Genomic DNA, 12,895 nt, shown 5'->3' with positions numbered 1-12,895 from the left:
CCAGGATCATCCCTGGCGCCCGTGAGAGGATGCCGTGTAGCCGGCTGATCGGGCCTCTAGAACACTCTGCGCAGATTCCGCCAGCAAGCCAGCACGAGGAGCCCGGCGCCCAGGAGGAGCAGGGTGGCCGGCTCCGGAACGCCGGGAGTTCCGTCGCCCGGCGGGCAGGTGGGGCAGCCACCGACTGTCCCGAGGCCGCCGCCGAGAGCGAGGAAGCTCGAGAACCCCGGGGGGTGTGCCGGGCCGGAGTCGACGAGGCTGAGAAAGGCCGCCGACAGGCCGAGAGCCGACGCGTCCCCGAAGTAGGCCGTGTCATACGCCTGATGGGCCCAGCAGCCCAGCACCGGGGGCTGGGTGAACCCCTTGGCCAGCGCATCGGCCGTGAAAACCTCGCTGTCCCAGCAGAACGTACCGACGGTGCCGCCCGCCGTGTCGAACCCCCTCACGGCACCAGGAGGCGGCGTAGGGAATGGCAGTGCCGCCCCCCAGTCGCGGCCGCCGTAGTCCTGGATGGCCAGGCTGCCGCCCTCACCGTAGAAGGCGCCGATGTCCGCCTGGAACGGCGCGGCGCCCGCATGTCTCTCCGTGCAGCACGCCCCCGGGCTCTGGATGTAGAGGGCGCTGAAGTCGGACCTGTGCAAATCGCCCGCGGCAATGATGGCGGCGAGGCCCGCCTCGCTGACGTAGACGGTGTCCCCGGGGAATCCCAGTCCGCCGAAGCCGAGGTCCACGGTCCCCAGGACGAGAATGGGCTCGTGACGGCCAGCCCTCAGGAATGCCCCCAGCTGACCGGTGTAGGTGGTGTCCCTATGCAGTCCCGTAGCGTCTGACCCCTCCAGCGCAAGGGTTCTCAGCGCGAGGTCCTCAGCGCTCCCCAGCACGAGGTGACTCGCCTCGGCCGGCTCCCCCCCGAGCAGGACAGCGACCAGCAGCGCCATCACGGCTCCGACCAGCTTGCTCACCATGTTCTCTCCCCCTGCCAGCCCGTTTGTGGCTTCCACTGGCATCTGACGGGATGCGCAAGTGGAGGGCCACGCAGGAATTTCACTGATCTCGTTGACTTAGGCATGGGCTGTCCACGGAAATGTGGTGAGGTGTCAACGCCGTCGACATGGCGCTCGGTGCGAGAGGGAACCCAAAGCTCTGACCTCATCACAAGTATTCGCCAATGAAGTCCGGGCTTTCGTAAACGGAAGGCCCACGGCCGCCCCGCCGGCGCCGGTCCCGGCACCGCCGTCACTGGACCGGGGTTCCGGAAGGGGAGGGATGCCCGCCGGGAGCATTCCGTCCCCCGCTGGGCCTACAGGCTAACCCAGCGTCCGGAGAGGGCTTCTCGAACTGGCCACCAGCAACTGGGCGCCACCCAGCTCCCCTGTCGTGTGCCGTTCCGAGCCTGGGCCAGGGCGGATTGCTGTCAAGCTCGCCGACAGGGAACCACCGGAGAGGCCCCTCGGCCACCGGTATCCGGGCCCTCTGCCGCCGGACCTGGGGGGGCCAGCACCTCCACGTGGCGGAGGCAATCAGGTGGAGCGGTAGTTGGTGAACTGGAGCGCGACGCCGAGATCCTTGGCCTTGACCAGCGCGATGACGGCCTGGAGATCGTCTCGGTTCTTTCCCGCGACGCGCACCTGCTTCTCCTGGATCGAGGCCTGGACCCGGATCTTCGAGTCCTTGATCAGGCGCACGATCTCCTTGGCTTTCTCGACGGGGATGCCGTCCTGGAGCGTAACCGTCTGGCGGAGGGTTCCCCCGGCCGCGGGCTCGGGCTCGCCGATGGTGAGCGCCTTGAGATCGATGCCGCGCCGGTGAAGCCGGGACTGCAGGATGTCCAGGACGGCCCGGAGTTTCATCTCGTCGGCGGAGGTCAGGACGATCTCCATCTTCTCCTGCGCGATCTCGTTCCGTGTCCCCTTCAGGTCGTAGCGGGTCTCGATCTCCTTCCTCGCCTGGTTGATGGCGTTGGCGACCTCCTGCATGTCCACCTTGCACGCGATGTCGAAGCTGTTCTCGGCGGCCACGGCCGTCTCCTCCCTTGTTCCTGGCTGGCGCTACCGGGGCGCGAGCGGCACCACCGCCGTGCCCTTGGGTGGCGTGAAGGCGAAGAGCGCATCGCTGAGCCCGGCGTTGATCGTCACGCGGGTGAACGTCATGGTGACCGTGTTCTGGAGCTGGTCGTAGAGCACGGCCTGGCGCACCACGAAATCTTTCGGGTCCAGCGAGAGCACGAGCCGGGTGAGCAGCGGCGTGGGTACCTTCGGGGCGAGGTCGAGCACAGGGCGGCCGGCCGTATCCACCTTGGCGGCCGGGTTGAGAAAGCGCACGTGGAACTGCTCCCGCACGCGTCCGAGGCCAGCCAGGAAGCTTCCTGCCGGACCGGCCAGGGCCTCGGGCGCGGCGCCCGTGTTCACCTGGTTCAGCTCGGGGGTGTAGACCCAGAGGGACTTGCCGTCCGAGACGATTTGCTGGGCCGACGGGCTCCGGTACTCCCAGCGCATCTTCCCGCCCTTCTTGAGGTACACGGTGCCATCCGCCCTGATGTCCTGGCCCAGGCTCCGGTTGTGAGACACCTGGGAGAAGTCGGCGCGGAGGTCCTGCACCCGGGCATAGGTGGCCTCGAGCCCCGACACCACCTCCTCCATCGTCTGGGCGTCCGCCGGCGGGGGCCCCAGGCCCACAAGCGCCACCAGCGCCGTGATCAGGAGCGCTGTGGTCATGAGTCCGCTCCCTCGCTCCGCTCGGGCCATCTCCATCTCCGCTCGCCTCGGCGCGCTTCGCGCTCTCTCGATCCTTCTACTCGGCTCGCCTTCGGCTGCGCCTCGCACTGCGGGCTGCGGCTCGCCTGGCTCGCTCACGCTCGCCTGACCTCCACCTCCGCTCGCCTCGCCTCCGGCTGCGGCTCGCCAGTCATCTGCCGTGCTTCGTCAGGTAGTCGGGGCCGACCAGGACCTCGCGCGGCTTGGCTCCCTGGCCGGGCCCGATGATCCGGTCCTGCTCCATCATGTCGATGAAGCGCGCCGCCTTGGGGTAGCCGAGGCCGAGGCGGCGCTGGAGGAACGAGATGGAGGCCTGGCGCTGGGCGATCACCAGGTTCACGGCATCCCAGTAGATGTCGTCCCGGTCCTCACCGCCCTCGCCGCCGCTCTCCGCCGCGGGCGGCAGCTCCACCTTCTCGTACACGGCGGCGCCCTGCTTGCGGAGGAACTCGCAGATGGCCTTGACTTCGCCATCGGCCACCCAGGAGCCGTGCACGCGCATGGGCCGCGCCGCCCCCGGGGGCACGAAGATCATGTCGCCGCGCCCGAGCAGCCCCTCGGCGCCGTTCTGGTCGAGCACCGTGCGCGAGTCGACCTTTGAGGCTACCTGGAAGGCGATGCGCGTGGGGAAATTGGCCTTGATGAGCCCGGTCACCACGTCAACCGACGGCCGCTGGGTGGCGACGATCAGGTGAATGCCAACGGCCCGCGCGATCTGAGCCAGGCGCACGAGGGAGTTCTGCACCTCGCCGGCCGAGGCCATCATGAGGTCGGCCAGCTCGTCCACCACCACGATCCAGTAAGGGAGCTTCTCCTCGGCCGGGACCTCACGGTTGTAGCCCTCGATGTTGCGGACGGCCTTGCCCTGGAGCAGCTTGTAGCGCTCGTCCATCTTCCCCACGATCCACTTGAGGCGCATGGCCGCCTCCTTGGCGTCGGTGACCACGGGCGCCAGGAGGTGGGGGATGCCCTCGTAGACCCCCAGCTCGAGCCGCTTGGGGTCGATGAGGAGGAAGCGCACATCCGCCGGCGTGGCCTTGTAGAGCAGCGAGCAGATCATCGTGTTGAGCCCCACACTCTTGCCGCTGCCCGTCGAGCCGGCGATGAGGAGGTGGGGCATGGCGGTGAGGTCGGACACCACGGGGTTGCCGGTGGTGTCCTTGCCCAGCGCCAGCGGCAGCTTACCCCTGGACTCGATGAACTCCGAGGAGACCAGGATCTCCCGCAGGTACACCGTGGCCTGCTCCGGGTTCGGCACCTCCACCGCCACGGTGCCCCGCCCCGGGATGGGCCCGACGATGCGCACGGCGGCGGCCTTCATGGCCAGGGCGAGGTCGTCGGAGAGGTTGACGACCTGGCTCACCTTGATGCCCGGCGCCGGCTCGAACTCGTAGGAGGTGATGACGGGGCCGGGGCTGGCCTGGACGATGTGCCCCTCGACGCCGAAGTCCTGGAGCTTTCGCTTGAGCGTGTTGGCATTGGCCTCGAGCTCCTCCCGCGTCCGCTGGAGTCCGGTGGCGGGGGGGGCCGCCAGGAGCCCGACCGCCGGCAGCTGGAAGGACCGGGCCCCGCCGGTGCCGAAGTCGAAGGTCTCCTGCCAGGCAAGTCCCTTCTCCACGAGCCCAGCCCTGGGCCGGGGCGGCTCCTTGACCACGAAGGGCGGCGGGGCGGTCGGCTCGGAGTCCTCGGGCCTGCCCACGCCCTCGCCTGGGTTCGGGGAGGGGGTGGCGCCCGCCGGGCCGGGGGCGGGACGCCGCCGCCAGAGGCCGGCGAGCCGCGCGCCCGCGCCGCGCGAGGCCAGTCCCAGGGAGGCCTGGGTGACGAAGAGAGCCCCGACCGGGATGATCGCCAGGAGAAGAATCCACGTCCCCACCGTCCCCACGGAGCGCAGCAGGACCTCGGTGATGGCCCAGCCGAGGAGGCCGCCCTTGTGGATGCGGAGCTCCGACAGCGTATCCGAGGCGCGGGCCAGGATGCCGGCCACGCTCACCAGGAGGAGCCCGAGTCCCACCACACCGGGCCACCCTCGCGCGATTCGTGAGTGGACGAAGGCGCCCGCGCCGTAACAGACCAGCAGGAGCGGGAAGAGGTAGCCGGCATAGCCGAAGACCTGGAAGCTCGCGGAGCCGAGCCAGAGCCCCACCGGGCCCACGGGGCTCGACTGATCCAGCGGGTGACGGGCGGGATCGAAGGCGTAGAGCGCCACCAGGGCGAACCCGGCCAGCGCCAGCGCGAGGATGCCCTTGACCTCGCGCACCCAGCGGCCGTGCTCCCGGGCGGCCTTGCGGACGGTGCGCCGGCGGCGGGCGTCCTGGGCCGTGGCGAGCGTCTCCGTGCCGTCCTCCGCACGCGGATCCACGATTCTGGCGGCCATCAGATGTCACCATGGCGCGGGCACCCGGGCTGGCGCCCGCCCGCGCCTGGCCGCGGGCACCCGGGCTGGCGCCCGCCCGCGCCTGGCCGCGGGCACCCGGGCTGGCGCCCGCCCGCGCCTGACGCCCGTGGCCCCCGTCGCGTGGACACCTCGCTATACCTCCAGAATTACCGGAAGGACGATGGGCTTGCGCTGGAAGCGCTGGTTGATGAACCGGCGCACCGCGCTCCGGACGATGGCGCCGAACAGCTCCCTGTCGAGCACCTCCGGCTCCTCCCGGGCGGCCAGCGCGTCACGGATCGCCTCCTTCACCTCGGCCATGAGGTCGTCGGCCTCCTTCACGTAGACGAACCCGCGCGAGACGATCTCCGGTCCCGCGACGATGGCCCCTGTCTGCCTATCGATGGTGAGTGCCACCACGACCATGCCGGACTCGGCGAGGATCTCTCTGTCCCGCAGGACCACTGCCCCGATGTCCCCGACGCCCTTGCCGTCCACGAACACCCGCTCCGCGGGGTAGCCGCTCAGGACGCGCGCGCCGGACCGGGTCAGCTCGAGCCCGAGCCCGTCCTCCAGGAGGAAGATGCGGGAGGCGGGGATCCCCATGCGCTCCGCCAGGCGGGCGTGCTGCAGAAGATGGCGGTACTCGCCGTGCACCGGCACGAAGTAGCGCGGCCGGGTCAGCCGCAGCATCTCCTCGAGATCCTCCTGGCTGGCGTGGCCGGAGACATGCACGAAGGCCACGTCCTCCCAGAGCACCTCGGCGCCACGCCGGAGCAGCGCGTTGATGAGCCGCCCCAGGACCCGCTCGTTGCCCGGGATGATGCGCGAGGAGAAGATCACGAGGTCGCCCGGGCCCACCTCGAAGTACTTGTGCTCGCCCGCCGCCATGAGGGCCAGCGCCGAGTTCGGCTCGCCCTGGCTCCCGGTGGAGAGGATGAGCTGGCGCTCCGGGGACAGCTCCGCCGCCTCGTCCAGCGTGACCAGGAGCCCGTCGGGCACCTTGAGATAGCCCAGCTCGGCAGCCACCGCGACGTTGGCCGCCATGCTCTTGCCCAGGAGCGCGACCTTGCGGGAGCCGGCCGCGGCCAGGTCGAGCAGCTGCTGGATACGGTGAATGTGCGAGGCGAAGGTGGCGACGATGATCCGCCCGGGCGCCTCGGCGAAGCGCCAGGCCAGCGCCTGGCCCACCTCGGTCTCGGATCCCGTGCGCCCCGGGCGGCCGACATTGGTCGAGTCGGAGCAGAGCGCGAGCACTCCCCGCGCGCCGAGGGCGGCGAAGGCGCCGTAGTCGGGCTGCTGGGCGTCGACGGGATGGGCGTCGAGCTTGAAGTCGCCCGTGTGGACCAGAGTGCCCACCGGCGTCTCGATGCAGAGCCCGATGCCGTCGGCGATGGAATGCGTGACGCGGATGGGGAAGAGCCGGAAGGCGCCCGCGCGGATCTCGTCGCCGGGCCCATAGGGACGGAGATCCGCCTGCTCGGCCAGCCCGTGCTCGCTGAGCCGGTGGCGGGCGATGGCCAGCGTCAAGGGCGTGCCGTACACCGGCACGTCGAACTCGCGGAGGAGGTAGGAGAGCGCGCCGACGTGGTCCTCGTGGCCGTGGGTCAGCGCCACCGCCCGGAAAGCTCCGCGCCGCTGGCGGAGGTAGGAGAAGTCGGGGATCACGTAGTCCACCCCCCGCATCTCGTCGTCGGGGAACATGAGGCCACAGTCCACGGCGACGATGTCCTCCCCCGACTCCACGAGCATCATGTTGAGGCCGATCTCCCCCAGCCCCCCGAGGGGGATGAGGCGGACGCAGGGCTCCACGGGGTTGTCGATGGGAACAGGCTCGGGTCGATACGTGGTGCTCACGGCGGCGCAGCTATCGTATCACCCGGGCTCACAGGGCCCAACAAACCCGCAGAGCCCCCAGGCCTCCGGCGGTTCCGGCCCAGTGCTCGACCTGCGCCGGCTCCCGGAGGAAGAAGGCTAGCCCGCGGCCGGCAGATCGAGCACGGCGGCCAGGCCACCGAGCTCCGAGCGCCGCAGCGCGACGCCGCCGCCATAGAGCGCCGCCACGTCGTCGACGATGGCGAGCCCCAACCCGCTGCCTGGAACGCTCTCGTCGAGACGGCGCCCGCGCACGAGCGCCTCCCCCAGCGCCTCCTCGGGGATGCCAGGGCCGTCATCCTCCACCGTCAGCTCGAGGCGGTCGCCGTCGGGGCGCGCCACCAGGCGGCCGGCGGCCCTGACCTGCGTCCGGCCCCACTTGCAGGCGTTGTCGAGGAGGTTCCCCAGCATCTCCTCGAGGTCGTGGCGGTCGCCGCCGAAGACGAGGCCGTCCAGCCCGTCGACGGTGATGGCGATGGTCCGACCGCGGTGCAGCGCCGCCAGGGTCCGGACCAGGGCAGCACCCACGGGCCCGACCGGACAGCGGGCACCCAGCACGCTGCGGCTGGCGGCGGCGCGGGCGCGGCTGAGATGACGGTCGATGTGACGCCGCATGAGATCGGCCTGGCCGCGCACCAGCGCCGCACGCTCCGGCGGCAGCCCCGCGGCCTCGTTGGCGAGCACCGCCAGCGGCGTCTTCAATGCGTGAGCCAGGTCGCCGGCCTGGGTGCGTGCCCGCATCACCACCTCGGCGTCGTGGGCCAGGAGCGCGTTAATCTCGTCGGCCAGTGGCGCCACCTCCGCGGGATAGGCGCCGTCGACCCGGGCGGCGCGCCCGGCGCGCACGGAGGCGACGGCACGGCGCAGGCGCCGCAAGGGCCGCAGACCCACCCCGACCTGGCCGACCACCGCGCCGACCAGGCCCAGCCCCAGCACCACCAGGGCCACGGCCAGCACCGACACCAGGCCGTGGACGGCCTTCTCGATCTCCTCCTGGGGGCCGGCCACCACGAAGCCGAAAGGCGCTGGCGCCTCTGGCAGGTCGACGGCGCGCACCAGGGCGCGCAGGGCTTGGCCCCGCGGCCCGGCGAGGACGACGAGGCGGGGCGACGGTCCCGCCGCGGGGACCGCCAGCTCCTGGTCCCACAGTGAACGCGAACGATCGATCCGGCCGGTTGAGTCCGTGATCTGCCAGTACCAGCCCGACAGCGGCCGGGCGAAGTTGGGATCGACCGATGGGCGCTTGAGGCGAAGACGGCCGGCGGCATCGGTGTCGGCCAATGCCACCAGCTCGGCCATGTGATCGCGCAGCCCCGCGTCGAAGGTGCGCTCGACGTGAGCGCGGAACAGGTGGGCCAGGATCAACCCGGCCGCCAGCAGGGCCACCGCGATCCACAGCACCGCCACCCCGACCAGTCGGGCGAGCAGCGAGCCCACCGGCGCGACCGCCGGTGCCCCCGGGGGGGCAGCGGGCGGATCGGCCGCTCTCAGGGGGCGTCCTCGCCGGCGGGGGCGGCGACCATGCAGTAGCCGCGACCGCGATAGGTACGGATCACGTCGGCCCCCAGCTTCCGGCGCAGGCGGCCGACGAAGACCTCGATGGTGTTGGAGTCGCGGTCGAAATCCTGGGCGTAGACGTGTTCGGTCAGCTCGCTGCGGGAGACCACTCGACCCAGGTGATGCATGAGGTAGCTGAGCACCTTCAGCTCGTGCGCCGTCAGCTCCACCGGCGTGCCGTCCACGGTGACGCGGCCCGCGCGGGTGTCGAGGCGCACCAGCCCGCAGTCGAGCACCGGCTGGGCGTGGCCTGCGCTCCGGCGGATCAGCGCCCGGAGCCGGGCCAGCAGCTCCTCCATGTGGAAGGGCTTGCCCAGATAGTCGTCGGCGCCGGCATCGAAACCCGCCACCTTCTCGCCCCAGCCATCGCGCGCGGTGAGGATGAGCACCGGCATGGTCCGCCCCGCCGCCCGCCAGCGCCGGAGGACGGTCACCCCGTCGACCTTGGGCAGCCCGAGATCGAGCACGACGGCGTCGTACGTCTCGGTCTCCCCCAGGAACTCGCCCTCCTCGCCGTCGGGGGCGCGGTCGACCGCGTAGCCGGTCTCGGCCAGGGCCGCCTTGAGCTGGCGAGCCAGCGCGGGATCGTCCTCGACCACCAGGATGCGCATCACTTCCTCCGCCCGTCGCGGCCGGGGCGGCCCTTGACCTTGACGATCTCCAGCGTGCGGGCGTCGAGCACGACCTTGAGGACCCGACCCTCGGGCGTCAGCAGCTTGATCTCGTAACGGAAGCGGCCGTGCTCGCTTTCGATCTCGGTCTCCACGACATCGCCGGCGTAGAGGGATTGCACCTTGGCGATGGCCTGGGCCAGCGGTGCCACCTCGCCGCGTTCCAGCGCGGCACGGGCGCGCTCGTGGTCCTCCTGGCGCTCATCGGCCCATACGCCCGGGATGGCGAGCAGGGAGGCGGCCAGGACGGCGACGAGGACGCGTCTACCCATGGCCCCAGCATAGCCGGCCGCGGATGAACCGAATCTGAATTCTCCGTTCACCGCCGGTTCACACGGCCTTCGCTAAGGTCCACACACGAGCATCGAGGAGGATACTCATGAGCGACGACGGTAACGATCGAGGAACCCTGACCCGCTCGGTTCGCGTGTGGGACCTGCCCACGCGCCTGCTCCACTGGTCGCTGGCCGGCCTGCTGCTGGCGACGGCGCTGATCGGCTGGTTCGGGCCGAAGTGGATGCTCGGCACGCATGCCATCCTGGGCTATGCCATCGCCGGCCTGATCGCATTCCGGCTGGTGTGGGGGGTGTTCGGGCCCGAGACCAGCCGCTTCGCCAGCTTCCCCCTCCGCCCGCGGGCGGCGGTGGCCTACCTCAGGGATCTGGCGCGGGGGCGCCCGCCGCACCATCTCGGCCACAACCCGGCCGGCGCCATGATGATCTACACCCTCCTGGGGACGGTCGCCGCGCTGCTGCTCAGCGGCCTCGTCGCCTTCGGCGGGGTCGAGAAGCACGGGCCCCTGGCGGGGGTCGTCTCCTATGCCGCCGGCCGCGCCTTCCAGAGTCTCCACGCAGGCCTCGCTGCTGCCCTGATCACCCTGGTAGGCCTGCATGTGGCCGGCGTCGCCGTCAGCAGCGTGGTGGAGCGCCAGAACCTCGCGCGGGCCATGGTGACGGGCTTCAAGCGCCTGCCGGGGGAGGCACCTCCGCCGCGTTTCGAGTCGGCCCGCCCGTGGCTGGGGGCGTTGAGCGTCGCCGCCATCGCCGCCGTCAGCAGCGGCGGACTGAGCGCGCTGGCCGCCCTGCCGCCCAGGGGCGTCCCCGATATGCCGCGCCACGTCGCCTACACCAAGGAGTGCGGCGACTGCCATCCTGCCTACCACCCCAGCCTGCTGCCGGCGGCCTCGTGGAAGACGATGATGGCGGGACTGGCCGACCATTTCGGCGAGGACGCCCGCCTGCCGGCCGCCACCGCCGCCGACATCGGCGCGTTCCTGCAGGCCTACGCCGCCGAGAGCTGGGACACCAAGGCGGCCAACGGGTTCCGCCACGGCTCGCCGGCCGAGCCGCTGCGCATCACCGCCACCCCCTACTGGAAGCGCACGCACGCCGACATCGCGCCGGCCGTGTTCAGGAGCAAGGCCGTGCGCAGCTCCGGCAACTGCAATGCCTGCCACCGCGACGCCGACACCGGCGGCTTCCACGGCCCGAAGATCGCGATCCCTCAAGGAGTGACAGAGCGATGACGACGACCCTCGCCCGCTGCCTGTCCCTGTCCCTGTCCCTGTTCCTGCTGCTCGGCAGCGTGCCGGCGAGGGCCGAAGGCCCGCGCGAGCGCATCGTGGCCGACCTTGCAGCCCAGGCCCGCGCCGCCGATCCCGGCTTCGCCGGCTTCTCGGCCGCGCGCGGCGCCGCCTTCTACAAGGCCCGGCCCGGCGGCGGCAAGCCGGATACGCCGGCGTGCGACACCTGCCACGGCGCCACCCCGCAGACGTCCGGCCAGACGCGCGCCGGCAAGCCGATCGAGCCGATGGCCGTCTCAAAGGTGGCCCACCGCTACACCGATCCCGAGAAGGTCAACAAGTGGTTCAGCCGCAATTGCCAGAGCGTGCTGGGACGCGAGTGCACGCCCAGGGAGAAGGGCGACTTCCTCGCCTACATGCTGAGCCAGTGAAGGAGACCACGCCAATGCGCACGATCGCTCTTGCCGTTGCCGCCATCCTTACTGCTGCCCTCACCGCCTTCGTCGCCCCGGGGCAGGCCGGGGCCGGCGAGCCGCTGCCGCCGGTCACCGACCCGCTGGTGCGAAAGGAATGCGGCGACTGCCACATGCCCTTCGCGCCGCAGATGCTGCCCCGGCGCTCGTGGGTGGCGCTCATGAACGGCCTCGACGACCATTTCGGCGAGAAGGCCACCCTGCCGGCGGCGACCCGCCAGGCCATTGTCACCTACCTCACCGGCCATGCCGGCGACGTCACCCGCACCCGCGAGGGCGGCAAGTTCATGGCCAGCATCCCGGGCGACCGCACGCCGCTGCGGATTACCGAGACGGGCCGGTTCCTCAGGAAGCACAACGCCGGCGAGGTGCCGCCCGACGCCTGGCAGCGGAAGGCGGTCGGCAGCAAGGCGAACTGTCCGGCCTGCCATCTGCGGGCCGAACAGGGCAACTACGACGAAGGCGCCATCCGCATTCCGCGCTGACAGCGGCCGGCACCCCCACGACGTGTCTCGAGGCTCCTGCCGCGCGCCGCGGCGTGCTATCCTGGCCACCCGCGCGCGGGCCCAAGAGTCCCCGACTCGACACACGTTGCGGGACATCGTCGACGCCGAGGTCCGTGAATCTCTCGACACCCGGAGGCCCAGCATGGAATGGCAGGAGAAGGGCGAGGTCAAGAAGGAGAAGATCCACAACCTGTTCCGGTGCGGCTACCTGGACGTGAGGGAGTGGCTGGAGGAGACGGACGTCGTGCTCATCCCGCTGGGGAGCACGGAGCAGCACGGGCGGCACCTGCCGGTGTGCACGGACAGCATCGCCACCGAGCTGCCCTGCATGCTCGCCGCAGAGCTGGCCAGCGTCCCCTACTACCAGCTCATCCCGTTCGGGTACTCGCCGCAGCATCTCCATCCGGCGGGCATGGCGTCGGGGACGGTCACGCTCAGCGCCGCGACCTATCAGAACGTCCTGTACGAGGTCGGCCGCTCCCTCATCCACAACGGCTTCAACAAGCTGGTCTTCGCCACCGGGCACACCTCCAACATGAAGGCGGTGGACCCGGCCCTGCGGGCACTGCGCTACGAGACCGACGCCTTCATCTGCTGCTACCGCAACGACGCCGAGGCGGCGCCGGGGCTCCTCAAGGGCACCGGGCTCATCGAGAACCCGCCCGAGGAGGCGCCCGGCTGGCACGGCAGCGAGGTGGAGACCGCCGAGTGCCTGTACTTCGAGCGGCTGTACGGCAAGAAGATCGTGCACCTCGACCGGACGGACAAGGACTGGACCCATCCGCCGAAGTGGATCACCGAAGTGAGCGACAAGTTCACCAAGGCCAATGGCTCGCCCTATCTCACCATGAACGGTCTCGACGTGGCCTGGGTGCCCATGGACCACCAGGAGTACAGCGACACCGGCCTCATCGGCCGCCCCGGCAACCCCTTCACCGCCTCCGCGGAGAAGGGCAAGCGCATCATCCAGAAGAAGGCCGAGATCATGGCCGAGTTCATCGAGGAAGTGAAGAAGATCAAGGTGGACGTCAAGAACCGGGACTACTGGAACCGCACCTTCCGGCCGATGTAGCCCCGGGGCCGGGTCAGGGACCGGTGGCCTACGGCCGGGTCAGCGCCGGTGGGTCTTCGGCAGACGGCGACGGGGGAAGGGCGCATCCCCCT

General features: G+C 70.8%; 12 protein-coding genes. 4 read left to right on the top strand and 8 right to left on the bottom strand.

The features are described from left to right. Positions 1-56: 56 nt before the first annotated feature. The 8 genes from HYV93_18710 to HYV93_18675 all read right to left on the bottom strand — a co-directional run bounded on the left by HYV93_18710 (position 57) and on the right by HYV93_18675 (position 9,502). A complete protein-coding gene (locus HYV93_18710; GenBank protein MBI2528003.1) occupies positions 57-965 on the bottom strand; it encodes a PEP-CTERM sorting domain-containing protein in 909 nt (302 codons plus the stop codon). Between the two features lie 555 nt (positions 966-1,520). Continuing rightward, positions 1,521-2,018 carry a YajQ family cyclic di-GMP-binding protein gene (locus tag HYV93_18705; GenBank protein ID MBI2528002.1) on the bottom strand — a complete coding sequence of 166 codons (498 nt, stop codon included), beginning with the start codon at positions 2,016-2,018 and terminating at the stop codon, positions 1,521-1,523. Between the two features lie 30 nt (positions 2,019-2,048). Beyond that, entirely contained in the window at positions 2,049-2,714 is a 666-nt protein-coding gene (lolA, locus tag HYV93_18700; GenBank protein ID MBI2528001.1) for an outer membrane lipoprotein chaperone LolA, read from the bottom strand. Positions 2,715-2,904: 190 nt separating this feature from the next. Further along, positions 2,905-5,127 (bottom strand): DNA translocase FtsK 4TM domain-containing protein, encoded by a 2,223-nt coding sequence (locus tag HYV93_18695; GenBank protein MBI2528000.1) that lies wholly within the window; start codon positions 5,125-5,127, stop codon positions 2,905-2,907. A 153-nt stretch (positions 5,128-5,280) separates the two neighbouring features. Then, positions 5,281-6,882, bottom strand: a complete 1,602-nt coding sequence (locus tag HYV93_18690; protein ID MBI2527999.1) for a ribonuclease J — start codon at positions 6,880-6,882, stop codon at positions 5,281-5,283. 219 nt (positions 6,883-7,101) lie between these two features. Next, positions 7,102-8,439, bottom strand: coding sequence for a hypothetical protein (locus HYV93_18685; GenBank protein ID MBI2527998.1), 1,338 nt, complete (start codon positions 8,437-8,439; stop codon positions 7,102-7,104). 50 nt (positions 8,440-8,489) lie between these two features. After that, positions 8,490-9,170: a response regulator transcription factor gene (locus tag HYV93_18680; protein ID MBI2527997.1), complete on the bottom strand. Its 681-nt coding sequence runs from the start codon at positions 9,168-9,170 to the stop codon at positions 8,490-8,492. Then, entirely contained in the window at positions 9,170-9,502 is a 333-nt protein-coding gene (locus HYV93_18675) for a PepSY domain-containing protein (protein ID MBI2527996.1), read from the bottom strand. Before HYV93_18675 ends, HYV93_18680 begins: the two co-directional genes overlap by 1 nt. 107 nt (positions 9,503-9,609) lie before the next feature. Between HYV93_18675 and HYV93_18670 the strand changes: the two genes are divergently transcribed. From HYV93_18670 to HYV93_18655, 4 genes are all read left to right on the top strand, one after another. After that, on the top strand, positions 9,610-10,755 hold the full coding sequence (locus HYV93_18670) for a cytochrome b/b6 domain-containing protein (GenBank protein MBI2527995.1): 1,146 nt from the start codon (positions 9,610-9,612) through the stop codon (positions 10,753-10,755). After that, a complete protein-coding gene (locus HYV93_18665) occupies positions 10,752-11,183 on the top strand; it encodes a DUF1924 domain-containing protein (GenBank protein MBI2527994.1) in 432 nt (143 codons plus the stop codon). The genes HYV93_18670 and HYV93_18665 overlap by 4 nt, the downstream gene beginning before the upstream one ends. Continuing rightward, on the top strand, positions 11,180-11,710 hold the full coding sequence (locus HYV93_18660) for a diheme cytochrome c (GenBank protein ID MBI2527993.1): 531 nt from the start codon (positions 11,180-11,182) through the stop codon (positions 11,708-11,710). Before HYV93_18665 ends, HYV93_18660 begins: the two co-directional genes overlap by 4 nt. Before the next feature lie 163 nt (positions 11,711-11,873). Then, positions 11,874-12,803, top strand: coding sequence for a creatininase family protein (locus tag HYV93_18655; GenBank protein ID MBI2527992.1), 930 nt, complete (start codon positions 11,874-11,876; stop codon positions 12,801-12,803). Positions 12,804-12,895: the final 92 nt, after the last annotated feature.

Source organism: Candidatus Rokuibacteriota bacterium (assembly GCA_016188005.1).
Lineage (GTDB): Bacteria > Methylomirabilota > Methylomirabilia > Rokubacteriales > CSP1-6 > UBA12499.
The sequence above is the reverse complement of the archived record's forward strand: the minus strand, read 5'-3'. Positions and strand labels throughout refer to the sequence as shown.